This is a genomic window from Klebsiella sp. BIGb0138 (genome assembly GCF_004342285.1).
GTDB lineage: Bacteria > Pseudomonadota > Gammaproteobacteria > Enterobacterales > Enterobacteriaceae > Klebsiella.
On the sequence record NZ_SMCV01000003.1, the window covers coordinates 400,539 to 426,591 of the forward strand.

Here is a 26,053-nt window from a genome sequence, read left to right on the forward strand (position 1 = left end):
GAAGGAGAGGGGATGCTGACGTTTTTTATTCGTCGCCCGCGTTTTGCGATGGTGATTGCCCTGCTGATAACCTTTATCGGCGCGCTGGCGCTGAAGCTGATTCCGGTCGAGCAATATCCGCAAATTACGCCGCCGGTGGTCAATGTCAGCGCCAGCTGGCCGGGCGCCAGCGCGGCGGACGTCGCGGAGGCCATCGCCGCGCCGCTGGAAACCCAGCTCAACGGCGTTGATCATATGCTGTATATGGAGTCCACCAGTTCCGATGAGGGGGCCTACAGCCTGAGCCTGACCTTTGCGGCAGGTACCGATGCCGATCTGGCGGCGATTGACGTGCAAAACCGCATCTCCCAGGCGGTGGCGCAGCTTCCGGCCGAGGCGCAGCAGAACGGCGTGCAGGTGCGCAAGCGGGCGAGCAACCTGCTGATGGGCGTCAGCCTTTATTCGCCGCTGGAGACGCTCTCGCCGCTGTTCGTCAGCAACTACGCCAGCACCCAGGTCCGCGAGGCGCTGGCCCGTCTGCCTGGCGTGGGCGAGGTGCAGATGTTCGGCGCCCGCGATTACAGCATGCGGATCTGGCTGCGGCCGGATCGCATGAATGCGCTGAACATCACCACCGATGATATATCCCAGGCGCTGCGCGAGCAGAACGTGCAGGGGGCGGCCGGGCAGGTGGGGACGCCGCCGGTGTTCAATGGCCAGCAGCAGACGCTGACCATAAACGGTTTGGGCCGCCTGAGTGATGCGGAGAGCTTCGCTCAGGTTGTTATCCGCAGCGGCGAACGCGGCCAGTTAGTCCGTCTCTCTGAAGTGGCGACCATCGAGCTCGGTGCGCGCAGCTACAGCTCCGGCGCCCAGCTGAACGGTAGAGACTCCGCTTATCTCGGCATCTATCCGACGCCCACCGCCAACGCCCTGCAGGTCGCCAGTGCGGTACGCGCCGAACTGACGCGTTTGCATAGCCGCTTCCCGGCGGATCTGACCTGGGAGGTAAAATTCGATACCACCCGCTTTGTGGCGGCGACGATCAAAGAAATTGGCGTTTCGCTGGTGTTGACCCTGCTGGCGGTGGTGGTGGTGGTCTCGCTATTCCTCCAGAGCTGGCGGGCGACGCTGATTGTCGCCCTGGCGATCCCGGTGTCGCTGATCGGCAGCTTTGCCGTGCTTTATCTGCTGGGCTATAGCGCCAATACCTTGAGTCTGTTTGCCATTATTCTCGCCCTGACCATGGTGGTGGATGACGCCATCGTGGTGGTCGAGAGCGTTGAAACCCATCTGGCGGAAGGTCTGGACCGTGTGGCGGCCACCGGCCAGGCATTACGGCAGATCGCCGGGCCGGTTATCGCCACCACGCTGGTGCTGCTGGCGGTATTTGTGCCGGTGGCGCTGCTGCCGGGGATTGTCGGCGAACTGTATCGTCAGTTTGCCGTGACCTTGTCAACCGCCGTGACCCTGTCGAGCATTGTGGCGTTAACGTTGACCCCGGCGCTGTGCGCGCTATTGCTGCGCCCGCGACCGGCGCAGCCGGCCGCTATCTGGCGGGTGTTTAATCAGGGGCTGGATCGCCTGCGCAACGGCTATGGCGCGCTCGTCGGGCGGATGAATCGCCGTCCGTGGCTGGCGCTGCTGGCGACGGTCGCCGCTGCCGGGCTGGTGGCGTTCAGCTTTAGTACCATGCCGCGGGGCTTTTTGCCGCAGGAAGATCAGGGCTATTTCTTTGCCAGCGTGCAGCTGCCGGAGGCGGCGTCGCTGGAGCGCACCGAAGCGGTTATGGCCCAGGCGCGTACATTGCTGCTGGCTAACCCGGCGGTGGAGGATGTGATTCAGGTATCGGGCTTTAATATCCTCAACGGCACCAGCGCCGCCAACGGCGGCTTTATTTCGGTGATGCTGAAGGACTGGCATCTGCGGCCGCCGCTGGATGAGGTGATGGGTAAACTGCAGGGCCAGCTGTTGGGGCTGCCGGAAGCGAACATTATGGCCTTTGCGCCGCCGACGCTGCCCGGGCTGGGCAACGCCTCGGGCTTTAACCTGCGCATCCTGGCGCAGGCCGGGCAATCTTCAGCGGAGCTGGAACAGGTGACGCGGCAGGTGCTGCAGAGGGCCAACCAGCATCCGCAGCTGAGCCAGGTATTTACCACCTGGAGCAGCAACGTCCCGCAGCTGACGCTTAGCGTCGACCGTGATCAGGCGGCGCGGCTGGACGTGCCGGTATCGCGGATTTTCAGCAGCCTGCAAACGGCGTTTGGCGGCACCCGCGCCGGCGATTTTAGCATCAATAACCGGGTCTACCATGTGGTGATGCAAAACGAGATGCAGTGGCGCGAGCGGGCGGCGCAGATTGGCGAGCTGTATGTGCGCAGCAATCACGGCGAGCGGGTGCGCCTGAGTAATCTGGTGACCATCACCCCCACCGTCGGGGCGCCGTTTATCCAGCAGTACAACCAGTTTCCGTCGGTGTCGGTAAGCGGCTCCGCGGCGCAAGGCGTCAGCAGCCGTACGGCAATGGCCGCGATGGAGCACATTCTGCTGGCGAATTTGCCTGCCGGGTATGACTATGCGTGGAGCGGGATCTCATGGCAGGAGCAGCAGACCGGCAACCAGGCGATGTGGATTGTGCTGGCGGCGGTGGCGATGGCGTGGCTGTTCCTCGTCGCGCAGTATGAAAGCTGGACGCTGCCGGCCAGCGTGATGCTGTCGGTGCTGTTCGCGATCGGCGGCTCGCTGCTGTGGCTCTGGTGGACCGGTTACGCCAACGATGTGTACGTGCAGATTGGCCTGGTGTTGCTGATCGCCCTGGCGGCGAAGAATGCGATCTTGATCGTCGAGTTCGCCAGAACCAGGCGCGAAGAGGGGCTGTCGATTACGGATGCCGCCCGCGAAGGGGCGACCCGACGTTTTCGCGCGGTGCTGATGACCGCGGTCTCCTTTATCATCGGCATTCTGCCGATGATGCTCGCCACCGGCGCCGGGGCGCAGAGCCGGCGGATTATCGGCACCACGGTGTTCAGCGGCATGCTGGTGGCGACGGTGATTGGTATTGTGTTTATTCCGTCGCTGTTCGTGCTGTTCCAGCGTTTACGCGAGTGGGGCCATCGCCGGATATAGGTTCTCCGTGGCTGGCGTTGTGCCGCCCGGAGTCAGGCGTTGACGCCGCGGCCCGGGTGTTCTGACCGGGGTGGGTTCATTTACTGTTTCGTCTCCACCGCAATCATGGTGACGAACGGGTGATACTGCCACGGTACGCCGCCGCCTTTGTGGTACATCTTTGAAAGGGTGCCATCGAGATAGAGCATCTGCCGGACGTTAAGCTTCGCCTGCGCGTAGCAGGCGAAGTCGTAGAAGTTGGTTTCGCGCGCGCTGAGCATAAATATCACCTGGCCCTGGCGGGTGATGCCGACGGCATTGCGCAGCTTGCGCGAACTGGCCGAGGGTTTCAGCCGCCAGTTGATGGCGCCATTTTCAATGAGCATCGGCCCGGACTGCACGGCGTAATCCATCTCCGGCGTGCGCTTGAATTTGTCGATACGGACGATCCCCGCCCGCTGGCCCTGAAGATAAAACACTCCGCCGGGGCGAATAAAAAAGTTGCCGCCGCCGGAGGCGCGATTAAGCGCCACCTTTTGCTCGCCCTTTTCGATATACAGCCCCAGCGGCTCGTAGGCCTTATCGTAAATCCCGCCGTTCATTGCCATCTGTACGCGCCCCTTCTGATTGATATCACTCAGCAGCGCGCGCAGCGAACCCCAGGCCTTGCCGTCTTCCTTTTGCCAGTACATCACGATGCGCTCGCGCTGCGGATTGACGGTATAGCTTTGTAGCGTCAGCGACGGGTCGGTGAGGGTACATTTCCCGCCGGCCAGTGCGGACAGGGGGAGCAGCAGCGCGGGCAGCAGCGGCGAAAGGCGCAAGGTCATGAGAACGTTCCTGATGGGCCGCAAACAGAAGCGGGGCGGCGAAATCAATATTGCCCGCAGTATACCTTTTTGCCCGACTACGCTGCCCAGATTTCGCAGTGTTTCCGCACCAGGCCGATCAGCGAGCCGCCGCCGGCGACAAACTCGCGCATCTGTCGGGCTTCGCTCTTCTCCTGCTGCAGCTGGCGCGCGATCGCCTCAAGGGCGCTGGCGGCATTGAGCGTGTCGGCGTAGGGCATGATGCGGGGGATTAGCTGCAAAATCTCCTCGCGAAGCTGACGCTGCTCGCCGCTGTGCACATCCGTATTAATGCCCTCCAGCCCGTAGCGACAGGCCTGGTAGCGGTTGAAAGGATAAAGCAGGTAGTCATCGGGGTGAGGTTTAAACGGCCTCTCCGTCAGCAGCCAGCAGGCAAGCGTCTGGATGAAGCCGGCGATATTGACCGCCTGAGCGAGAGTGAGCGGAGTATCCATCACCCGTACTTCCACGGTGCCAAAGCGCGGGCTGGGGCGAATATCCCAGTGCAGATCCTTCATACTGTCGATCATGCTGGTATAGCTGAGGCGGCGAAACAGGCGGGTAAACTCCTGCCAGCTGTTGACCCACGGCATCGGCCCGTTGTCAGGATAAGCGGCAAACAGATTCAGGCGCGAACAGGCAAAACCGCTGTCGGCGCCGTCGAGCCACGGTGATGCCGCATTGAGCGCAATACAGTGCGGGACGAAGCGCGACAGGCCATGCAAAAGATAGATCGCCTCATCGCCATTCTGGCAGCCGACGTGGACGTGCTGGCCGAATATCGTGGCCTGTTGCGCCAGGTAGCCGAAGTGCTCCACGGTTTTCAGATAGCGCGGATTATCGCTGATCTGCTGGCGCTGCCAGGTCTGGAAGGGGTGGGTTCCGCCGCCGCAGATTTGCAGATGGTGCCGGGCGGCAGCGTGTAAAACCGCCTGCTGGAGGGTGCCCAGCTGCGCCGCGGCCTGGTGGATATCTCGACAAACCCCGGTGGCGATTTCCAGCATGCTTTCGGTGATGTCATGTTTAGCCTCACCGACGCTGAGCCCGGCCTTCACGTCGTCGATAAGCAGCGAAGAGTCCTGGCTCAGGTCGTATCCCGGCGGGTTGACCACCTGCAGCTCCAGTTCAATCCCCAGGGTGAAGGGATCGGAACGGTGAAAGTCGGGTAATGGCATGGTAACTCCCGGATGATTATCGCGATATCCCCGTCATACCTTAAGTGGTATGCGGGTTGGCTTTGTTACCCGGCTCATCCATGAGCCTCGCCCTTACGGACCGCCGCGACGCGGCGTTCAAATCTGTTGCGGACAGATTTGCCGCAGACTCCCGTCGCTTACTGGAGCCCGCTCCTGCGGACTCCCTGCGTCGCCGCCTTCCCGCAACTCGAATGATTTAGGGTATAAACGAAGTATAGTTGGGATCGCCCGGGGCGGATAATGGTACGAAAATGAGCAGATTAATTTATATAAAGTGACGCTACGTTATTATTATCGGGCTTTGCGGTGCGCCAATAAATAGCCTGGTGCAATTCTGCAACCTGTTTCACCCTGGTGGTGCGCTAAGATAAGGTTTGTTTATTTTTTCAATTAAAATCATTTGGATATAATAGGCTGTGCTTATTTTATAAGCGCTTTAACACTTATTTTTAGCGTTGATAAACTGGTATGCATCTTGCCTGTTAAATAACGACTTTTATTTAACAGGGACAATGTGATGCTAAATAACACCGTACTTTTACGCAAACGTCATCTCGCCGTTGCTGTGAGCGGCGCGTTGGCGCTATTTGCCTCCCTACAGGCCAATGCCTCCACCCTGCGGATCGCGATGACCGCCGCCGATATTCCCCTGACGCTTGGGCAGCCCGATCAGGGGTATGAAGGCAACCGCTTTACCGGTATCCCGCTGTACGATGCGCTGGTCGAGTGGGATCTTTCACAGGGCGAAAAGCCCAGTGGCCTGGTTCCGGGCCTGGCGACGGAGTGGCACGTTGACCCGCAGAATCAAAGTCGCTGGATTTTTACCCTCCGTCCCGGAGTGAAGTTTCATGATGGCAGCGAGGTGAACGCCGAGGCCATCGTCTGGAACGTCGACAAGGTGCTCAATAAAAATGCGCCGCAATACGCGCCAGGGCAAATTGGCAACACCCTCTCGCGGATGCCCACCCTGACCGGCGCGGAAAAGATCGACGATCGTACGGTGGCGCTCACCACCTCCGAGCCGGACGCGCTGCTGCCGTACAACATCACCAACCTGTTTATCGTCTCGCCGACGGCGTGGCAGAAGCTGTATGACGCGGTACCGGCCGCCACCGGCGACGCGGCGGCACGCGGTAAGCAGGCGTGGACGGAGTTCGCCGCGCATGCGGTGGGCAGCGGCCCGTTCAAAATGGAAAAGCTGGTCCCACGTCAGCAGCTTATTCTCGATAAAAACCCCGATTACTGGAATAAAAAGCGTATTCCACGCGTCGATAAAGTGGTGCTGATCCCGCTGCCGGAAGCGAACGCCCGCACCGCCGCGCTGCTTTCAAAACAGGTGGACTGGATTGAGGCCCCGGCGCCGGACTCGGTCGATCAGATTAAAGCCCAGGGCTTTAAAATTTACGCCAATACCCAGCCGCATCTGTGGCCGTGGCAATTCTCCTTTGAAGAGGGCTCGCCGTGGAAAGATATTCGCGTGCGCCAGGCCGCCAACCTGTGTCTTAACCGCGCCGAGCTCAAAAGCTATCTCGGCGGCTATATGACCGAGGCGACCGGCGTGTATGAAGCCGACAGCCCGTGGCGCGGCAAACCCACTTTCCAGATCAAATATGACCCGGATACCGCCCGCAAGCTGATGAGCGAAGCCGGATTTAGCGCCGCAAAACCGCTGCACGTGACGGTCGCGACCTCCGCCTCCGGCTCCGGGCAGATGCAGCCGCTGCCGATGAACGAATATATCCAGCAGAGCCTGAAAAGCTGCTTCTTTAATGTCGATATCAAAGTGACGGAATGGAACACCCTGTTCACCAACTGGCGTCTTGGGGCAAAAGATCCCTCGGCGAAGGGGATCGATGCGATCAACGTCAGCGCCGCGGTCAACGATCCTTACTTTGGCATGATCCGCTTCTCGACGGCCAAAGCCTTCCCGCCGGTCGCCACCAACTGGGGTTACTTCTCGACGCCGGAGACGGAAAAGCTGGCGACGGCGGTGAAGCACGCCTTTACCCCGGCGGAGATGGATAAAGCCGCCGGGGAACTGCACGCGGCGCTGGTGGATCAGGTCCCGTTCCTGTTTGTCGCTCATGATGTCGGGCCGCGCGCCATCTCGCCTGCGGTGACCGGCGTGGTGCAGCCGCAGAGCTGGTTTATCGATCTCAGTCTGGTGAGCAAGAAAGAGTAATCACCCAGGGGAAAAAGATGATCAATACGCTGCTATACCGCATTCTGCTGGCCATTCCCACGATGCTCGGGGTGGCGCTGATCTGTTTTATGCTGGTGCAGATTGCGCCGGGCGATCCGCTGGTCTCGGTGATGCCGCCGGACGCCTCCGAAGCGCTGCGTCAGACGTTAATGCAGGCCTATGGCTTCGATAAACCGCTGCCGCTGCAGTTTGTACACTGGCTGTGGCGGGCGCTGCACGGCGATCTGGGGATGTCGGTGGCGACCGGACGGCCGGTGATCGACGAGGTGATGACCGCCGTCAGCTACTCGCTGCGCCTGGCGCTGCTGGCAACCATCATCGGCTTTGTACTGGGCAGCCTGTTTGGCTTCGTCGCCGGCTACTTTCGCAACAGCATCATTGACCGTCTGGCTTCGCTACTGTCGGTCTTTGGCGTCAGCGTGCCGCACTATTGGCTGGGTATGCTGTTGGTCATCGTCTTCAGCGTCAAATTTGCTCTGTTGCCGGCCACCGGCGGTGGGCCGATTGGCGGCGGCGGCTGGCAATGGGACCAGCAGCATCTGCAGTTTATGCTGCTGCCGGCGATTACGCTGTCGGTGATCCCGACCGGGATTATTGCCCGCACGGTGCGGTCGCAGGTGGCCGATATTCTCAGCCAGGAGTTTATTGTCGGCCTGCGCGCCCGCGGGCTCAACGAGTCGCGCATCTTCCTGCACGTGGTGAAAAACGCCGCGCCGACCGCGCTGGCGGTGATGGGGCTACAGGTGGGGTATTTGATGGGGGGCTCGATCCTCGTCGAAACGGTCTTTTCCTGGCCTGGCACCGGCCTGCTGCTGAATACCGCCATCTTCCAGCGCGACCTGCCGCTGCTGCAGGGCACCATCTGGGTGCTGGCGCTGTTCTTTGTGCTGCTCAATCTGCTGGTGGATATTCTGCAAACCACCCTCGATCCGCGAATTAAGAGGAGCTGACCATGGTGGATACCGCGACGACGAAAATGGCACCGGCTTCCCCGACCCGACCCCCTCGGCAGGGCTACTGGCGCGGGGTGTTTTACCGCTTAGTGCGCGATCCCGGCGGTCTGATCGTCGGAACCCTCATTCTGTTTTTGCTGGCGCTGGCGCTGTTCGGCCCCTGGCTGATAGTGAAAGATCCTTATCAGACATCGATGTTTTTACGCCTCAAGCCCGTGGGGAGCGAGGGCTTCCCGCTGGGGTCCGATGAGCTGGGGCGCGACATGCTTTCGCGTTTGATTCTCGGCGCCCGGCTGTCGCTGTTTATGGGGATTGTCCCGGTGGTGTTCGCCTTTTTTATCGGCGGCGCCATCGGCATTATTGCCGGCTATGCGGGCGGTAAAACCAATACCCTGATTATGCGTACCGTCGACGTCTTCTATGCCTTCCCTTCGGTGCTGCTGGCGATTGCGCTTTCCGGCGCGTTGGGGGCGGGGATCGGTAACGCGCTGCTGTCGCTGACGCTGGTGTTTGTGCCGCAGGTGGCGCGAATTGCTGAAAGCGTCACCGCCCAGGTCCGCCATATGGACTATATCGAGGCCGCCCGGGCGACCGGCGCCGGCGCTTTTACCATTATTCGCGTGCAGGTTCTCGGCAACGTGCTGGGGCCGATTTTTGTCTTCTCTACCGGGCTGATTTCCGTGTGCATGATCCTCGCCTCGGGCCTCTCTTTTCTCGGCCTCGGCGTGCGCCCGCCGGAGCCGGAATGGGGGTTGATGCTCAACACCTTACGCACGGCCATCTACACCCAGCCGTGGGTGGCGGCCTTACCCGGTCTGATGATTTTTATCACCTCCATTTCGTTCAATATCCTCGCCGACCGCCTGCGCACGGCCATGGCGATTAAGGAGTAAGCGATGCAACCTTTTCTCAATGTCGATCTCGGAGGGCCGGCCCAGCCGCTGCTGAAGGTCAATAACCTGTTGAAATATTTTCGCGCCGGCGGCGCAAAAAGCCGTGAAGTGGTGCAGGCGGTGGATAACGTCAGCTTTACGGTGCTGAAAGGGGAAACGCTGGGCGTGGTGGGGGAGTCGGGGTGCGGCAAATCGACGACGGCGCGGCTGCTGATGCAGCTGCTGCATCAGGATAGCGGCGAGCTGATCTTTGACGGTCTGGCGGTGGGGTCAACGCGCCTGCCGATGAAAGCGTATCGCCGCCAGGTGCAGATGGTGTTCCAGGATAGCTACGCTTCGCTTAACCCGCGTATGACGATGGAGGAGAGCATCGCCTTCGGCCAGCGCGTGCACGGGGTGAGCGCTCAAGAGGCCAGCGAATACGCGCGCTACCTGCTCGCCCACGTCGGCCTGGAACCTGAACGCTTTGCCCACCGCTATCCGCATGCGCTCTCCGGCGGCCAGCGCCAGCGCGTGAATATCGCCCGCGCCCTGGCGATGAAGCCGCGGCTGGTGATCCTTGATGAAGCCGTATCGGCGCTGGATAAATCGGTGGAGGCGCAGGTGCTGCAGCTGCTGCAGGAGCTCAAGCGCACCCTTGAGCTGACCTACGTGTTTATCAGCCATGACCTGCACGTGGTGCGCTGGCTGTCGGATCGCATTCTGGTGATGTATCTCGGCGAAGTGGTGGAAATTGGCCCCGCGGAGCAGCTGTTCACCGCCTCGGCTCACCCCTATACCCGCGCCCTGCTGAGCTCGATGCCGTCGATGGATCCCGAGAATCGGACCCTGATCTCCCCGCTGAACGGCGACCCGCCGAGCCCTATTTCTCCGCCAGCCGGCTGCCGGTTTCACACCCGCTGCCCGCATGCCAAAGCGGTCTGCTCGCAGGTGAAACCCCGGCTGGAGAGCGTGGGCGACGGCCACCACAGCGCCTGCCTGATGGCGCAACCGACCTCGCCCTGGCACCGCGTCATTGCCGTACAGGAGGTGAGCCATGTCGCATGACGCTTTTGTACATATCCGCGATCTGCGGGTGGAATTTCGCCGCGATGGACAGACGGTGAATGCGGTTAACGGCGTCTCTTTTGATGTCCGCAAAGGGGAGGTGATGGCGCTGATCGGCGAGTCGGGATCCGGCAAAAGCGTCACCCTGAGGGCGCTGATGCGTCTGCATCCGCCAAAAAGCAGCGTCCTTTCCGGGACGCTGCGGGTCGGGGAGGAGGAGGTGCTGAGCATGAACGCCTCGCAGCTGCGGCGCTATCGCGGCGCGCGCTGTGCGATGATTTTTCAGGAGCCGCTGCTGGCCTTTGACCCGGTGTACACCGTCGGCCAGCAGATCGTCGAGGGGCTGCGCCGCCATGAAGGCCTGTCGCGTCAGGCGGCAAAAGAACGGGCGCTGGAAGCGCTGCGCCAGGTGCGGATCCCCAGTCCGGAACGGCGGCTGGACGCCTATCCGCATGAGATGTCCGGCGGGATGCGCCAGCGGGCAATGATTGCCCTGGCGCTGTCGTGTAATCCGCAGCTGCTGCTGGCGGATGAGCCGACGACCGCCCTCGACGCCACGGTGCAAATCCAGATTTTGATCCTGCTGCGCGAGCAGCAAAAGCAGCGCGGCCTGGCGATTATCTTTGTCACCCATGATATCGGCGCGGCGGTGGAGATTGCCGACCGGGTGGCGGTGATGTACGCCGGGCGGATCGTTGAAGAGGCCGCGATGGCGGATATTTTGTCCGGTCCCCGTCATCCCTATACCCAGGTGCTGCTGGGCAGCCGTCCCAAAGAGGGGCTGAAAAAAGGCGATGCCTTGCACTGCATTCCCGGTTCGCCGCCGGACCTGTCCCGTCTGCCCGCCGGCTGCGCTTTCGCTGAACGTTGCCCGCACGCGAGACCGGTCTGTACGCAAACCCTGCCGCAGACCGAAGCGGCGGGTCCGCGTCATGTGGTGAGCTGCCATCGCTGGCGCGAGCTGACGTCGGCCGTCGCCGCCCCGGCGCTTTACGCCTGAAGAATAAAGGAGGAGATACGCATGCAGGATGAGAATCACGCATTTATGCCCTATCCGGCGCATCCGGTAGTGCACGCGTTGAGCGGGCCGCTGAGCGGGATGACCTTTGCCGTGAAAGACCTGTTTGACGTCGCCGGCTACCCGACCGGCGGCGGCAACCCGCATATTCTGGCGCGCTCCGGCATTAAACAACGTACTGCCCCGGTGGTGCAGACGCTGCTGGATAACGGGGCGCGCTTTATCGGCAAAACCCATACCAGCGAGCTGGCCTACTCGATGAGCGGCCACAATGTTCACTACGGTACCCCGCGCAATGGCGCCGCGCCGAATCACATTCCCGGCGGCTCCTCTTCGGGCTCTGCGTCGGCGGTGTCGAACGCGGTGTGTGATTTTGCGCTCGGTACCGATACCGGCGGCTCGGTGCGCACGCCGGCCAGCTACTGTGGTTTGTTCGGCCTGCGTCCCACGCACGGACGCCTGTCTCTCGACGGCTGTCAGCCGCTGTGCGCAACGATGGATACCTGCGGCTTCTTCGCCCGCACGCCGGAGGTTTTTCGCGCGGTCGCCGATTGCCTGCTGGACAGTTCCCCCCCGGCGGTGACCGCCGTGAAGCTGGTGAGTCATGATGCGCTCTTTGCCCGCCAGCCGCTGCGTAGCCAGCAGGCATGGCTGCCGGTTTGCCAGCGACTCGGGCGCTTTTTTGGCGCCATCGCCCCGCTGAACGCGCCGCTCCCGGACAGTGAGGCGATTTATCTCGCCTTTCGTCAGATTCAAGGATATGAGGCCTGGCAGGCGCAGGGCGAGATCATTGAGCGCGATGGCTTACAGCTGGGGCCGGATGTGCGTGAGCGGTTCCTGTGGGGGAAAGCGGTGACCCCCGCGCAATATGACGCCGCCTGCCAGCAGCGAGAGGCCTTTAGCGCCTGGTGGCAGGCGCAGTTGGGCGACGCGGTACTGGTGCTGCCGACCGTGCCCGACGGCGCGCCGCTGCTGACGGCGCAGGCCGATGAGATTGAGTCCACGCGCCGGCTTGCCCACGATCTGCTGTTGATTTCGGTGATGACCCGGCGGCCGCAGGTGACGCTGCCGGTCGCCCAGGTCGGCGGCCTGCCGCTGGGGCTTTCATTTTTAGGGCCGCGCGGCAGCGATCGTCTGCTGGTGGAGCTGGCCGTTGCGTTCGCACAAGGAGACAAAGATGAGCAGTGAGGTCCTTTTTACCCCGGTTGCAGAAACCGCCGGCTGGCGTATTAACGGCGAGCGGTTATGGGATTCGTTGATGACGCTGGCGGAAATCGGCGCCACGCCGAAGGGCGGCTGCTGTCGCCTGACCCTTACCGATCTCGACAGGCAGGGACGGGATTTAGTGATTGGCTGGGCGCAGGCGGCCGGGCTCAGCGTCGCCATCGATAAAATCGGCAATGTGTTTATGCGCCGTGAAGGGCGTAATCCGCTGCTGCCGCCGATCGTTGCCGGTAGCCACATCGATACCCAGCCCACCGGCGGCAAATTTGACGGCAACTACGGCGTGCTGGCGGCGCTGGAGGTGATGCGCACGCTTAACGATCTGCATATTGAGACCGAGGCGCCGATGGAAGTGGTGTTCTGGACCAACGAAGAGGGGTCGCGTTTTGTCCCGGTGATGATGGGCTCTGGCGTATTTGCCGGCGTCTTCCCGCTGGAAACGATCTATGCCGCGCAGGATGCCGCGGGCAAAACGGTGGGGGACGAGCTGGCGCGGATTGGCTATATCGGCAGCCAGACCCCGGGCGACCACCCGATCGGCGCCTACTTTGAGGCCCATATTGAACAGGGGCCGATCCTGGAAAATGAACAACAAATCATCGGCGTGGTGCAGGGCGTTTTAGGCATCCGCTGGTACGACTGCGTGGTCACGGGCCAGGAGTCTCACGCCGGGCCGACGCCGATGCGCCTGCGCCAGGACGCTTTGCAGGTCGCGACCCGTATTATGCAGGAGGTGGTGGCGATTGCCGGGGGCAGCGAAGAGGGGCGCGGCACCGTCGGGATGGTGCAGGTCTATCCGAACAGCCGCAACGTGGTGCCGGGCGAAGTGACGTTCTCTATTGATATGCGTAATATCAGCGATACGGCAGTGGATGACATGGACCGCCAGCTGCGCGCCTTTATCGCCCGCGTGCAGCAGGAGAGCGGGCTGACGGTGCAGTTGAACGAGGTCAGCCACTATCCCGCGGCGCCGTTTCATCCCGATTGCCGGCAGGCCATTGCCGACGCGGCGGCACTGCTTGGCTATCCATCGCGGGAGATTGTCTCCGGCGCCGGGCATGATGCGGTGTATATGAGCTATCTGGCTCCCACGGGAATGATCTTTATTCCCTGCAAAGATGGGATCAGCCACAACGAAATCGAATATGCCTCGCCGGAACACGTTACCGCCGGCGCGAACGTGCTGCTGCAGGTCATGCTGCAATACGCGCGGGTGGCGTAACCTGGAGAAAGGATCCCCCGGCTGGCGTTGCGCCTGGCCGGGCTACGGAGTGTGCTTCCAGGGGCCACGGGGCGGGTCGTCCGGATAAGGCGCAACGCGCCGCTATCCCATCTGCGCCAGCTGGTGGCACAGGACCTCCACCCCGGGCTCTATCGCATCGGGATTGATGGCGTGAAAACCCATGCGGAAAAAATTATCCGGCGGGGTGGCGTTGAGAAAATGGCGTGCGCCGGGCTCAATCAGCACCCCGGCGTGGGCGGCGCGCCAGGTCAGCTGCTGGGTATTGATCTGCTCCGGCGTCGCCAGCCAGAAGGCGTTGGCGTGCTCGCTGCCGGGAATAATCCGGCACTCCGGCAGGTAATTTTGTAGCGCGCTATTCAGGCGCTCCCAGCGCTGCGCGGAGTCGTAATGATAGCGCCGCAGATGGGTTTCGTAATGGCCCTGGGCGAGGAAGTGCGCCATCTGGTACTGGATATTGGTCGGCGGATGGCGATAAACCAGCCGCCGCAGCGCCCGCGCCTCATCAATCAGGTCCGGGTCGGCCACCATAAAGCCCAGCCGCAGCCCTGGCGACAGGGCTTTCGACAGGCTGCTGACGTAAATGACCCGCCCGCAGCGGTCGCTTGCTTTCAGCGCCGGCAGCGGGTTGAGCGTAAAGTTACTTTCCGAGTCGTAATCATCTTCAATAATCACCGCATCGTGGCGGGCCGCATGCTCCAGCAGCTGGCCGCGCCGCGCCTGGCTCATCGCTACGCCGGTCGGCACCTGGTGGCCGGGCGTCACGTAATAGTAATCGCAGGGCGTATCGTTGAGCACCATCCCTTCCGCGTCCACCGGATGCGGCACGATATCGGCGTCCGCCAGCAGGAAGGTGTTGATCGCCTCGCGAAAGCAGGGGTTCTCCACCCCGACCCGGGTGGCGGGCGACATCAGCAGGCGAGTAAGCAGATACAGCGCATTCTGCGAGCCGAGGGTAATCAGAATTTCATCCGCCGCGGCGACGATACCGCGTTTCGGCAGCACCCGGGTGCGGATCTGTTCAATCAGCATCGGCACGTCCTGGTCGATATGATCGACCACCCAGGCCGGATCGCGTACGCCGCCGTGGAGCCAGTTGGCCGCGGAACGCCAGGTGGTCAACGGGAACTGGCGGGTATCCGGCTGACCATAGATAAACGGATAGCGGTAGTTCATCCAGCCGGCGGGTTTCAGAATCGACTCCTGCTGACTGGGGGTCATTTGCAGCCGGGTGCCCCAGCGTGGTGCAGCGCTCGGGTCATCGGGTGCACTTTGAACCGCGACGGCGGTCGTGGAATGTTGAAAATCCGGGTGCAGATAGTAGCCGCTGCGCGGCCGGCTGATCAGATAGCCTTCGCTGACCAGACCCTCAAACACCAGCGCCGTGGTATTGCGCGACACCCGCAGCTGGCTGGCCAGCTGGCGGCAGGAGGGGAGCGGCGTATCGGCGGCGAAAATACCGCTCAGAATGGCGTTAACCAACGTCTCCCGCACCTGTTCCTGCAAACCGCGACGTTGGTCGAACTCGACGTGCAAAAGGTGACGAATCATGCGGGGCTCCTTACGTGAACACACACTCCCTACACTGCAGCAAATTCCATACCATCCTGAGGGAGACTGACACACTGGCGTGGTGAAACTGGCTCTATCCGGAAAACAAAAACGCTCCCTACAGTAAAAACGCATTCATCAGTCGCGGACCGGAACTTCCGTCGGCACATATTTTGCAAAACCTTTTCATGTTCGGGAATGAACACGTCTGGCGAATTAATTAGGGTGGATTGATGAACAAATCATTGGCTTCAATGTGTCTGGGCGCCGTTATGGCGATGGCCTTTACCTATCACGCCGCGGCAGCGGATCTTCCGGTAATCGAAAAATCCGGCACCCTGAAGGTCGCGACTGAAGACGACTACGCGCCGTTTAACTTTATGAGTAACGGCCAGGCCGACGGCTTCAACAAAGATATGCTGGAGGAGTTGCGCAAGTATGCGAAATTCCACGTCGAACAGAGCATTCTGCCGTGGACCGGACTGTTAGCGGCGGTCTCAACCGGCCAGTACGATATGGCGTTAACCGGCGCGGTGATCACCGATGACCGCCTGAAGGTCTTTGACTTCACGCCGCCATGGGCTTCGGCGCAGCACTACTTCGTGAAACGCGCTGGGGATAATTCACTCGATACCATCGCCGACCTGAGCGGCAAAAAAGTGGGCGTACAGGCGGGCAGCGCGCTGCTGGCGCGGCTGCCTGAGCTGAAGGCGATGCTGGAGAAAACCGGCGGCAAGCTGGGGCCGGTGGTGGAGTATCCCTCCTATCCGGAAGCCTACGCCGATCTCGCCAATAAACGTCTCGACTATGTGATTAACGTGGTGATTTCGGTTAACGATCTGGCGAAAGCCAAACCGAAGGTCTTCGCCAAAGGGCTGGCGGTTTCCGGTCCGGGCTATATGGCGTGGCCCATTCCGAAAAACTCCCCGCAGCTTTTGGCCTATATGACCAAGTTTATCAATCATATGCGTGAAACCGGCAAGCTTGCGGAGCTGCAGAAAAAATGGTTCGGCGAAACCTACGACACTCTCCCGACGGAGGCGATTACCAGCCCGGAACAGTTCCATAAGCTGGCGGGTCTGTAACATTTCGCGGCGGGTCACCGCCGCCTGTTAATGCGAAGGAGGGCCACATGGATGCAATTTCCTGGCAGTTACTGATTGAAGGCGCATGGACGACCCTCTGGATTTCAGCCATCGCCATCGCCTTTGGGGTGGTGATTGGCCTGCTGATCGCCCTGGTACGGATGCTGCGGATCCCGGTTATCGATCAGCTACTGGTGGTGTATATCAGCCTTGCCCGCGCCACGCCGCTGGTCACCCTGGTGCTGTTTTTATTTCTCTCGTTGCCGACGGTGGGCATTAATCTCGACAAAAACGTGGCGGCGATTGTGGCGCTGACCCTCAACACTTCCGCTTTTAACGCCGAAATCTGGCGCAACGCGTTCCGCACGTTTCCGCGCGAACAGCGCGAAGCGGCCGAGTCCGTAGGGATGCGGCGCTGGACCTATTTTCGCTACATCATGCTGCCGCAGATGTGGATCGAGAGCCTGCCGGCGCTGGTCAACGAAATGTCGTTCCTGATTAAAGGCAGCCCGGCGATCGCGGTGATCGGCGTGGTTGATTTGACCCGCGTGACCAACCGCATCTCATCCGTGACCTATGAACCCCTGTCGCCGATCCTTGCGGCGGGTCTGCTGTACGTGGTGATTATCGGCCTGCTGCTGAAGCTGCAGGGGATGGCGGAGCGGAAAGCGAAACGCCTGGCACGATAACAACAGGAGGAGCTATGAATCAGTGGGCCATTATCTGGTCAGCGCGCGACAGCTTTATCGCCGGGTTATTCGCCACCCTTGAGCTCTTTATTCTCGCCGCCGTGGCGGGGCTGGCGCTGGGAATTGTGCTGTGTTACCTGACCGAATATCAGAAGAAGCTGCTTAACCGCCTGATTATTGGTTTTGTCAGCCTGATGCGCGCGATCCCTTTTTTAATTCTTGCCTATCTGCTCTATTACGGCCTGCCGGAAGTGGGGATCAGTATGGAGGCCTGGACCGCGGGTCTGCTGGCGCTGATTATCTACCACGGCGCCTATTTCTTTGAAATATTGCGCAGCCAGCGGCGGGTCTTTTCCGCCGGCTATATTGAGGCGGCGGTGGCGCAGGGCTTTTCACGTTACCAGATATTCCGCCGGATTATTTTGCCTAATATCGTCTCGTCGGCGCTGCCGCTGATGGGCAACCAGCTGATTATTTGCCTGAAAGATACCGCGTTTCTCAGCATTATCACCGTTCAGGAAATTACCGCTGCGGCCAACAGCGTCCAGGCGACCTGGTTCATCCCGTTTAACGCTTTTATCGTCGCCATTGCGCTTTACTGGGCGATCAGCATTTTGCTGGAGTTGCTGATTAAGCGACTGAGCGCCTGGGGAATCAAAAGAGGAATGAGTCATGCCTGATACGACTGCAGTTAGCATCAAAAACGTCTCCAAGCAGTTTGATAATGTTGAAGTGTTACGTGACATCAATCTGACGGTTGAAAAGGGCTCGGTGGTGAGTATTCTGGGCTCGTCGGGCTCGGGGAAATCCACCCTGCTGCGCTGTATGAACTGGCTGGAACAGCCGGATCGCGGCGAAATTCATATCGGCGGCCAGCGCCTGGGCTTTGATGAACACAATGGCAAAGCGATGTCCCATCGCCAGCTGTCGAAGATTCGCGAACGGGTGGGGATGGTGTTTCAGAGCTTTAACCTGTGGCCGCACCTGACCGTGCAGCAGAACGTCAGCGAAGCGCTGCTGCATGTGAAAGGGATGAAGCGCGATGAGGCCCACGCCATCGCCCTGCGGCAGCTGGAGAAGGTCGGCATGGCGCACAAAGCGGACGCCTGGCCGATTACCCTCTCCGGCGGGCAAAAGCAGCGGGTGGCGATTGCCCGTTCGCTGGCGATGTCGCCGGAGGTGATTCTGTTTGATGAGCCGACGTCGGCGCTGGACCCGGAACTGGTGAATGAAGTGCTGGGGGTGATGAAAGCGCTGGCGGCAGAGGGCTACACCATGGTGGTGGTGACCCATGAGATGGAGTTCGCCCGTCAGGTCTCGGATGAGGTGGTGTTTCTCGAAAAAGGCCTGCTGATTGAGAAAGCGGCGCCGGAGAAGTTCTTCAACAACCCCGATTCAGAACGAGTACGTCAGTTTTTGCAGAGCAGCCGTTAGCCGCTAAAAAGCCCGGGCGGGTCGCCGCCCGGGCTGGTGGTGCGTTAGTCCCGGTCAATGGCGAACGGCTGCCAGGCCTGACGCACCGGCATGACCTCCACGCGGTTGATATTCATGTGATCCGGCAGGGTGGCGATATAGTACATCTGCTGCGCGATATCCTGGGCGCTCAGCGGCGTGGTGCCGCGGTAGAGATTATCGGAGGCCGCCTGGTCGCCTTTGGTGCGTACCAGGGTGAATTCGGTCTCCGCAATCCCCGGGGCGAGATCGGTCACCCGCACGCCGGTGCCGAGCAAATCGCAGCGCAGGTTGTAGCTGAACTGTTTGACGAATGCTTTGCTGGCGCCGTAGACGTGACTGCCCGGATAGGGCCACTGGCCGGCGATAGAGCCAATGTTGATAATGCTGGCGCCGGCGCCGTGCTGAATTAACGTCGGCAGCAGCGCGTGGGTGACGTTGACCAGGCCGGTAACGTTGGTATCGATCATCGTTTTCCAGTCCTGCAGATCCACCTTTTGCGCCGGCTGCGGCGCCAGCGCCAGTCCGGCGTTATTAATCAGCGTCTTGATATCGGCAAACCCGGCGGGAAGCGCCGCCACCGCCGCCGCGACGGCATCGCTGTCGCGCACGTCAAGCTCGATAATATGCACCGGCACCTGCTGGCCGAGGCGGTCCTGCAGTTTCTCCAGGCGCGCCAGGCGACGCCCGCTGAGCACCAGCGACCAGCCCGCGTCGGCAAACACCTGTGCCGCCGCTTCCCCAAAACCGGAGGTCGCCCCGGTAATAAACACCACGTTCTTGGTCGTCATTTCATTCTCCTGTGCTCGTTATCCTCCCCACTATAAAAACGCCGGACGCACGGGCACAGGGACAGTCGCGACATGACGTTGTGACACGGTGTCACAACGTTTTCAACGCACTGGCTCTATCCCTTTTGGCGCCACGGGACCAATGATGGTGACAACAACAACGACATCAGAGGGCAGGGTATGAAGCTGGCAATAGACAACGACGTAACGGTAAGCAACGACGAAGTACGCCAACTGGATCGCGCTTATGTCTTTCACTCATGGTCGACGCAGGGCAACCTGAGCCCGCTGGTGATTGCCGGGGCCAAAGGCTGCGAGCTATGGGATTATGCAGGGAAAACCTACCTTGATTTCAGCAGTCAGCTGGTTAACGTCAATATCGGCTATCAGCATCCTCGCGTGCTGGCGGCGATGAAGGCGCAGCTGGAAACGCTGGTGACGATTGCCCCCGCCACCGCCAACCTTGCCCGCGGCGAGGCGGCGAAGCGCATCGTGGCGCTGGCGCCGGAAGGCTTCAGCAAAGTGTTCTTCACCAATGCCGGGGCCGATGCCAACGAGAACGCCATCCGCATGGCGCGGCTGTATACCGGGCGCGATAAAGTGCTGTCGGCCTATCGTTCCTATCACGGCAACACCGGCAGCGCGATTGCCGCCACCGGCGACTGGCGGCGGGTGCCGAACGAATATTCGCGCGGCCACGTGCACTTTTTTAACCCCTACCTCTATCGCAGCGAATTTAATGCGACGAACGAAGCAGAGGAGTGCCAGCGCGCGCTGGCGCACCTGCGGCGCATCATTGAGTGCGAAGGCCCCACGGCGATAGCCGCGATCCTGCTGGAGTCCATTCCCGGTACCGCCGGGATCCTGGTGCCGCCCGATGGCTATATGCAGGGCGTTCGGGCGCTGGCCGATGAGTTTGGCATCGTGCTGATCCTCGACGAGGTGATGGCCGGGTTTGGGCGTACCGGCAGCTGGTTCGCCTTTGAACAGGATGGCGTGGTGCCGGATCTGGTCACCTTCGCCAAAGGGGTCAACGCCGGGTATGTTCCGGCGGGCGGGGTGCTGATTAGCGAACCGATCGCCCGTTACTTTGACGACCATTTCTTTGCCGGGGGCTTAACCTATTCCGGCCATCCGCTGGCGATGGCGGCGATTGTCGCCACCATCGATGCGATGAAAGAAGAGCTGGTGGTGGAAAACGCCGCGCAGGTAGGTAATGAAGTCCTGCGCCCGGGGCTGGAAGCGCTGGCGGCGAAATACGCCATCATCGGCGATGTGCGCGGGCGGGGTCTGTTCCAGGCGCTGGAGCTGGTGAGCGACAAGACGCAAAAAACGCCGTTAACCGCGGCGGATATGGCGGCGATGAAGGGGGCGTTAACCGACGCGGGGCTGCTGGCATTTGTGGTGGAAAACCGCATTCACGTGGTGCCGCCATGCACCATCAGCGCCGCGCAGGTACAGAAAGGGCTGGCGATTTTTGACCACGTCTTCGCACGCTTTACCCACCTGGCGAAATAAGCCGCCGGTTATTCCCGGATGGCTGGCTTATCATGCCATCCGGTGTTCGCCCTGTATCAGCGCTTCGCGGTCGAAGAAGCGCTGAATCACCCCTTCGGCCATCAGCGCCGCCCGATCCGACATATGCGCAATCACATCGGCATCATGGCTGACCAGCAGATAGGTCATCCCGTGCTCCTGCTTCAGCCGGTTCAGGAGGTTGAGGATCTCCGCCTGCACCGACATATCCAGCGCCGAGGTCGGCTCATCCAATAGCAGAATCCGCGGACGGAGCAGCAGCGCCCGGGCGATAGCCACGCGCTGGCGCTGGCCGCCGGAGAGCTGATGCGGGTAGCGGCGCGCGGCGTCGGCGGGGAGCCCCACCTGCTCCAGCGCGGTATTCACCCGCTGCGAAATGTCGCCGATGCCGTGGATTTTCAGCGGCTCGGCCAGGGTTCGCCACAGGGTATGATTCGGGTGCAGCGACGCGTACGGGTCCTGAAATACCATCTGCACATTACGCCGCAGCTCGCCCTGAAAGCGCACCCCGGGCGTCATCGCTTTGCCGAACAGCTCAACCTTGCCGCGCCAGTCGCGCTGCAGACCGGCGAGAACCCGTAGAATGGTCGATTTCCCGCAGCCCGAGGCGCCGATCAGGCTGAAGGTTTCTCCGGCCTCCACGCGGAAACTGGCGGCGGAGACCGCCGTTTTTGCTGCGAAAATCACCTGGAGTGAGTCGAGATTAACCAGCGCCATGGGTCGCCTCCGTAAGATCCTGATTCCTGTCGAGAGTGGGCAACATCTGGCCGTAAGTGCTGGCAGCGGGGCGGCAGGTCCACAGCGTACGGGTATAGGGATGCGTCGCCAGCGGCAGCTCGCGCGCCGCCATCTCATCCACCTGTAAGCCTCGATACATCACCAGCACCCGGTGGCAGTGTTCCGCCACCAGCGGCAGATCGTGGCTAATGAGCAGCATCGCCATCTGCCGCTGTTCGCACTGCTCAACCAGCAGCTTGAGGATCTGATTGCGCAGGCGGGAGTCGAGCGCCGAGGTGGGTTCGTCAGCGATCAGCACCCTCGGGTTATTCAGCAGGGCAATGGCGATCATCACCCGCTGCCCCATGCCGCCGGAGAGCTCGCCGGGATAGCGGCTGAGCACCGGTAAATCGAGGCCGACGGCGGCAATGGCGGCTTTCACCGCCTCCAGCCGCGCGCGACGGTTCAGACGTTGATGCAGGGTCAGCGCCTCTTCCAGCTGCGCCTGAATACTCTGCACCGGGTTCAGCGCATAGCGCGGATCCTGCAACACCATGGCGATATCGTTACCGCGAAGCGCGCGCCAGCCGCGATCGTTAAGGGTCAGGAGATCGCGCCCCAGCGCATTCAGCGTCGTGGCGCTGACCGCGCCCGGCTTGCGCACCAGCCCCATCAGGGCGCGGGCGGTCATCGATTTCCCCGAGCCGGATTCGCCCACCAGCGCCAGACGTTCGTTGCCGAGAGTAAAGCTGACGTTATTCACTACCCGGGCGGAGGGGTAGTCGATAGATAATCCTTGTACGTCAAGGCGGGTATCAGTCATGTTGCGGCTCCAGAATATCGCGCAGGCCGTCGCCCAGCAGGTTAAACGCCAGGCTGGCGATCAGGATCGCCGCGCCGGGTGCGGCGGCAATCCACCACTGATCGAAAATGACCTGCATACCATCGGCGATCATTGCCCCCCATTCCGCCATCGGCGGACGGGCGCCGAGGCCAAGGAAGCCCAGACCGGCGGCGGCGAGAATAATCCCGGCGAGATCCAGCGCCAGGCGCACGATGGCGGAAGGCAGGCACAGCGGCAGAATGTGGCCGATCAGCAGCCGCCAGCCGCGAATGCCCATCATCTCCGCCGCGGCGAGGTAATCGCTATGGCGCAGGCGCTGAATTTCGCTACGCGCCTGGCGGGCATAGGCGGGCCAGGTGGTCAGCGCCAGCGCCAGCGCGCCGTTGACCAGCCCCGGCCCCAGCATGGCAACAAACGCAAAGGCCAGAATCAGCCGCGGCATCGACATCACCACGTCGGTAAAACGCATCAGGATACGCTCCAGCCAGCCGCCGTAGTAGCCGGAAAGAATGCCTACCAGCAGACCGGCAGGCAGGGTGATGAGGGTGACCAGCGCCACCAGCCCCAGCGCCGGACGCGCGCCGTAAATCAGGCGCGAGAGCTGGTCGCGGCCGTAGCTGTCGGTACCGAGCCAGTGCCGGGCGCCGGGGCCTTGCAGACGGGCCGCGGCATCCTGCCAGTTGGGATCGAGCGGCGCCAGCCACGGGGCGAACAGCGCCACCAGCAGGAACAGCGTAATCATCGCCAGCCCGCAAAAGGCGGCGGGGGAGCGGCGCAGGCGACGCCAGAACAGATAAGTCGGCATCAGCGCACCCTCGGGTCGGTTAACCGCACCAGCAGATCGGTGAGGTTATTGATCAGGACAAAACTCGCGCCAATCAGCAGCGTGCCGCCCATGATCGCCGTGGTATCCCCGGCAAACAGCGCGGTGGTCAGGTAGCGGCCAATTCCCGGCCACGAGAAGACGGTCTCGGTCAACACCGCGCCTTCCAGCATCGAGGTCCAGGCCAGAGCGATAACCGTCAGCAGGGTGCCGCGAATATTCGGCAACACGTGGTGAATCAGGATCGTCATCTCGCTGGCGCCTTTGGCGCGCGCCAGCAGGATGTACTCTTTATTCATCTCGCTGAGGCAGGCGGAGCGGGTCAGACGGGTGATGCTGGCCAGAGAATAGTATCCCAGCAGCAGCACCGGCAGCACCAGGTGGCCGACGGCGTTTTTGAAGGCCTCTTTATCGCCGGAGAGCCAGGTATCAATCAGCACGAAGCCGGTACGCGGCTCGACGGTATATTGATAGATATCGTCCAGTCGCCCCGGTCCGGGGGTCCATTGCAATCGGGCATAGAACAGCGCCAGCATCAGCAGGCCGAGCCAGAAAATGGGTACCGAGTTGCCGAGCAGGGTAAAGGTACGGACGGCCAGATCCCCCGGGGAACCGACGTAGCGGGCGCACAGCACGCCGGCAATGACTCCCAGCAGGGTGCCCACGATCAGCGCCAGCGTCGCCAGCTCGAGGGTGGCGGGGAAGGTGGCGAGCAGATCGTGTAGCACCGGCTGGCCGGTGGAACTGGCGATGCCCAGATCGCCGTGGGCAAGATTGACCAGATAGTGCCAGAACTGGACCGGCAGCGGCCGATCGAGGCCGAGCTGGTGGCGAACCTGATCGTAGGTGGACTGGCTGGCATGGTCGCCGACGATTTGCAGCACCCGGTCGACCGGCGACAGCGCCGAAAGCGCAAACGTCGCCAGCAGCAGGCCGAGCAGGGTCAGCGCCAGCGTGAGCAGCCCCTGAAACAGCGCGAGCAGAGGACGCCTGCTGCGCCGCTCTGCTCTGGTGGGTAAAACAACTGACATGTGAATTCCGTTGGTTAAGCCGGTCGGTTTGTGCCGGTAGCCGGCGAAGCGCAGCGCCAGCCGGGGCTTGCCCCGGCTGGCGGCGAAAAGCCTTCTCCGGACGACAAAAAGCGCGTTACTTGGTTACCCGATCATACCAGACCATATCGGCGTTCAGGCCCTGCTGATAACCCTTCACGTTATCGCGTACCACGATCTGGGTTTTGCCCTGGTCAACGAACACATACGGCGAACTGCGCTGCAGCTCTTCCTGCATTTTTTTATACCGGTCAAGGCGTTTTGCCGGGTCCGGCTCGGCGAGCGCCGCCTGCGTTTCCTGATTCAGCTGCGGGATCTGCCAGCCGTTCAGACCGGCGACGGTGCTGGATTTACCATCATTCCAGGCGAAGGCGCTGGCGTTGGAGTGGGCATCGAAATAGTCCGGGATCCACAGACGGATCGCCGCCTGATGCTGTTTCGCCCGCACGCGGGCATACACCTGGCTGCCGGCCGCCGGCAGCAGATCAATCTTCACGCCGCCCTGGGAAAAACTGGCCTGCATCGACTGGGCGATGGTGATAAACGGCGGTTTGTTCTCCACATCAAGGGTGAAGTGCGCATCTTTAATCCCGGCTTTAGCGAGGATCGCTTTGGCTTTCGCCGGATCGAATTTAAACGGGTTATTCTCCAGCGCGCCCGGCAGGCCGACCGGCAGGAAACTTTGATGAACGAAATACTGCCCTTTGAGCAGATCTTTGGTGATGCCGTCGTAGTCCACCAGCCAGCGCGCGGCTTCCCAGAGGGCCGGGTTTTTCAGCAGCGGGTTGGCGCTGTTGCCGGTGTTAAAGGCCAGGTAATTCTGCTCGGCTGACGGGATACTCAGCACCTTGACGCCGGGTTTATCCTGCAGGGCGGCGATCTGATCGGCGCCGAGATCGCGCGCCACGTCGGCATCGCCCTGTTGAATCAGCAGGCGGCGGGAGGCCGGATCGGGAACGTTTTTAATAATGATGCTTTTCAGCTTCGGCGCGCCGGTGGGCGAGCTGTCGTTGGCTTCCAGCACGATGGCCTGGTGCGGCTGATAGACGCGCATTTTAAACGCGCCGCTGCCTGCGGAGTGCATCTTCAGCCAGCCGTTACCGAAATCATTGTCTTTCACGTTCGGGGCGACCAGCTTCTCATCGACGATCGAGGCGATCGGCGTCGAGAGGATATTCAGCGCCACCGCCGGGCTGACGTCGGCGCTCCAGCGCAGCTGCAGCGTGTGGTCATCCACTTTTTTCAGCTGGCTGGCAATATTATCCGGCTGCCAGCCGAGGACGTTGAGAATAAAAGCGGGGGACTTATTCAGGGTTACCGCGCGGGTGTAGGAGAAAATAATATCTTCCGGGCGCAGCGGGTTACCGGAGGCGAACCTGGCGTCCGCTTTCAGCTTGATGGTCAGCGTTTTCGCTGCCGCGTCCGCCTGCCAGCTTTCCGCCAGAATCGGGGTGATTTTTTCAGGGTTATCGCGATCCGGCTGAACCAGGCGCTGATAGAGACTCGGTACCGTCTGAATGCTGGAAAGCTCGTTGGCTTCCGCCGGGTCGAGGCTGACGATATCGTCGAGGCCCTGGGCGACAACCAGAGTGGTCGGCGGCGTAGCGGCATGGACGGCGGCGGAGAGCGCGGTCAGCACCAGGAATGAGAGCAGTTTTTTGGTCATGAGCAATCCCTGAAAAATGTTGTTTTGATTATTTATGCTTCGCTACGTTAGGCCGCTTCCTCGCAGCCGTAAAGTCAAAATACGGATAACCTTATGCATAAAAAGAATAATTCATATCTTCGGGTTATGAATAAAAAAAGCGCC

At 61.3% G+C, this 26,053-nt stretch carries 22 protein-coding genes; 13 read left to right on the forward strand and 9 right to left on the reverse strand.

The features are described from left to right. The first annotated feature begins 12 nt into the window (after positions 1-12). Positions 13-3,105, forward strand: a complete 3,093-nt coding sequence (locus tag EDF73_RS09995) for an efflux RND transporter permease subunit (RefSeq protein ID WP_132728743.1) — start codon at positions 13-15, stop codon at positions 3,103-3,105. Between the two features lie 80 nt (positions 3,106-3,185). On the opposite strand, the gene EDF73_RS10000 is transcribed toward EDF73_RS09995, so the two are convergent. Both EDF73_RS10000 and EDF73_RS10005 read right to left on the reverse strand, forming a co-directional pair. Further along, positions 3,186-3,908, reverse strand: a complete 723-nt coding sequence (locus tag EDF73_RS10000) for a phosphodiester glycosidase family protein (RefSeq protein WP_165905694.1) — start codon at positions 3,906-3,908, stop codon at positions 3,186-3,188. Between the two features lie 83 nt (positions 3,909-3,991). Further along, entirely contained in the window at positions 3,992-5,107 is a 1,116-nt protein-coding gene (locus EDF73_RS10005; protein ID WP_132728747.1) for a YbdK family carboxylate-amine ligase, read from the reverse strand. A 538-nt stretch (positions 5,108-5,645) separates the two neighbouring features. Between EDF73_RS10005 and EDF73_RS10010 the strand changes: the two genes are divergently transcribed. Genes EDF73_RS10010 through EDF73_RS10040 form a run of 7 tightly spaced genes read left to right on the forward strand, consistent with a single transcriptional unit; the run spans position 5,646 to position 13,688 of the window. Then, the gene (locus EDF73_RS10010; protein WP_132728749.1) at positions 5,646-7,310 is read left to right on the forward strand and encodes an ABC transporter substrate-binding protein; all 1,665 of its coding nucleotides are present in this window, start codon (positions 5,646-5,648) and stop codon (positions 7,308-7,310) included. Between the two features lie 17 nt (positions 7,311-7,327). Next, positions 7,328-8,281 (forward strand): ABC transporter permease, encoded by a 954-nt coding sequence (locus tag EDF73_RS10015; RefSeq protein WP_132728751.1) that lies wholly within the window; start codon positions 7,328-7,330, stop codon positions 8,279-8,281. Positions 8,282-8,283: 2 nt separating this feature from the next. Next, positions 8,284-9,177 carry an ABC transporter permease gene (locus EDF73_RS10020; protein WP_132728753.1) on the forward strand — a complete coding sequence of 298 codons (894 nt, stop codon included), beginning with the start codon at positions 8,284-8,286 and terminating at the stop codon, positions 9,175-9,177. 3 nt (positions 9,178-9,180) lie between these two features. After that, positions 9,181-10,224, forward strand: coding sequence for an ABC transporter ATP-binding protein (locus EDF73_RS10025; RefSeq protein ID WP_132728755.1), 1,044 nt, complete (start codon positions 9,181-9,183; stop codon positions 10,222-10,224). After that, positions 10,214-11,224: an ABC transporter ATP-binding protein gene (locus tag EDF73_RS10030; protein WP_132728757.1), complete on the forward strand. Its 1,011-nt coding sequence runs from the start codon at positions 10,214-10,216 to the stop codon at positions 11,222-11,224. The genes EDF73_RS10025 and EDF73_RS10030 overlap by 11 nt, the downstream gene beginning before the upstream one ends. 21 nt (positions 11,225-11,245) lie before the next feature. Next, complete coding sequence (locus EDF73_RS10035; RefSeq protein WP_132728759.1) at positions 11,246-12,430, forward strand: amidase; 1,185 nt, start codon at positions 11,246-11,248, stop codon at positions 12,428-12,430. Further along, positions 12,420-13,688 (forward strand): Zn-dependent hydrolase, encoded by a 1,269-nt coding sequence (locus EDF73_RS10040; RefSeq protein ID WP_132728761.1) that lies wholly within the window; start codon positions 12,420-12,422, stop codon positions 13,686-13,688. The genes EDF73_RS10035 and EDF73_RS10040 overlap by 11 nt, the downstream gene beginning before the upstream one ends. A gap of 102 nt (positions 13,689-13,790) precedes the next feature. Here the strand turns inward: EDF73_RS10040 and EDF73_RS10045 are convergent, their stop codons facing one another. Then, positions 13,791-15,257, reverse strand: coding sequence for a PLP-dependent aminotransferase family protein (locus EDF73_RS10045; protein ID WP_132728763.1), 1,467 nt, complete (start codon positions 15,255-15,257; stop codon positions 13,791-13,793). A 233-nt stretch (positions 15,258-15,490) separates the two neighbouring features. Here EDF73_RS10045 and EDF73_RS10050 point away from each other — a divergent pair, with 233 nt between their 5' ends. Genes EDF73_RS10050 through EDF73_RS10065 form a run of 4 tightly spaced genes read left to right on the forward strand, consistent with a single transcriptional unit; the run spans position 15,491 to position 18,465 of the window. Beyond that, positions 15,491-16,342 carry a transporter substrate-binding domain-containing protein gene (locus tag EDF73_RS10050; protein WP_132728765.1) on the forward strand — a complete coding sequence of 284 codons (852 nt, stop codon included), beginning with the start codon at positions 15,491-15,493 and terminating at the stop codon, positions 16,340-16,342. Between the two features lie 47 nt (positions 16,343-16,389). Continuing rightward, on the forward strand, positions 16,390-17,031 hold the full coding sequence (locus tag EDF73_RS10055) for an amino acid ABC transporter permease (RefSeq protein ID WP_132728767.1): 642 nt from the start codon (positions 16,390-16,392) through the stop codon (positions 17,029-17,031). Between the two features lie 14 nt (positions 17,032-17,045). Next, positions 17,046-17,711 carry an amino acid ABC transporter permease gene (locus EDF73_RS10060; protein ID WP_132728769.1) on the forward strand — a complete coding sequence of 222 codons (666 nt, stop codon included), beginning with the start codon at positions 17,046-17,048 and terminating at the stop codon, positions 17,709-17,711. Further along, positions 17,704-18,465, forward strand: coding sequence for an amino acid ABC transporter ATP-binding protein (locus EDF73_RS10065; protein WP_132728770.1), 762 nt, complete (start codon positions 17,704-17,706; stop codon positions 18,463-18,465). Before EDF73_RS10060 ends, EDF73_RS10065 begins: the two co-directional genes overlap by 8 nt. Before the next feature lie 44 nt (positions 18,466-18,509). On the opposite strand, the gene EDF73_RS10070 is transcribed toward EDF73_RS10065, so the two are convergent. Further along, positions 18,510-19,274, reverse strand: coding sequence for an SDR family NAD(P)-dependent oxidoreductase (locus EDF73_RS10070; protein ID WP_132728772.1), 765 nt, complete (start codon positions 19,272-19,274; stop codon positions 18,510-18,512). A gap of 180 nt (positions 19,275-19,454) precedes the next feature. Here EDF73_RS10070 and EDF73_RS10075 point away from each other — a divergent pair, with 180 nt between their 5' ends. Continuing rightward, positions 19,455-20,792 carry an aspartate aminotransferase family protein gene (locus tag EDF73_RS10075; protein ID WP_132728774.1) on the forward strand — a complete coding sequence of 446 codons (1,338 nt, stop codon included), beginning with the start codon at positions 19,455-19,457 and terminating at the stop codon, positions 20,790-20,792. A gap of 30 nt (positions 20,793-20,822) precedes the next feature. On the opposite strand, the gene EDF73_RS10080 is transcribed toward EDF73_RS10075, so the two are convergent. From EDF73_RS10080 to EDF73_RS10100, 5 genes are all read right to left on the reverse strand, one after another. Further along, positions 20,823-21,527 (reverse strand): ABC transporter ATP-binding protein, encoded by a 705-nt coding sequence (locus tag EDF73_RS10080; RefSeq protein ID WP_132728776.1) that lies wholly within the window; start codon positions 21,525-21,527, stop codon positions 20,823-20,825. Then, complete coding sequence (locus EDF73_RS10085) at positions 21,514-22,350, reverse strand: ABC transporter ATP-binding protein (protein WP_132728778.1); 837 nt, start codon at positions 22,348-22,350, stop codon at positions 21,514-21,516. The genes EDF73_RS10080 and EDF73_RS10085 overlap by 14 nt, the downstream gene beginning before the upstream one ends. After that, complete coding sequence (locus tag EDF73_RS10090; protein ID WP_132728780.1) at positions 22,343-23,176, reverse strand: ABC transporter permease; 834 nt, start codon at positions 23,174-23,176, stop codon at positions 22,343-22,345. The genes EDF73_RS10085 and EDF73_RS10090 overlap by 8 nt, the downstream gene beginning before the upstream one ends. After that, on the reverse strand, positions 23,176-24,225 hold the full coding sequence (locus EDF73_RS10095; RefSeq protein ID WP_132728782.1) for an ABC transporter permease: 1,050 nt from the start codon (positions 24,223-24,225) through the stop codon (positions 23,176-23,178). Before EDF73_RS10095 ends, EDF73_RS10090 begins: the two co-directional genes overlap by 1 nt. A gap of 115 nt (positions 24,226-24,340) precedes the next feature. Next, positions 24,341-25,909 carry an ABC transporter substrate-binding protein gene (locus tag EDF73_RS10100; protein ID WP_132728784.1) on the reverse strand — a complete coding sequence of 523 codons (1,569 nt, stop codon included), beginning with the start codon at positions 25,907-25,909 and terminating at the stop codon, positions 24,341-24,343. Positions 25,910-26,053 lie beyond the last annotated feature (144 nt).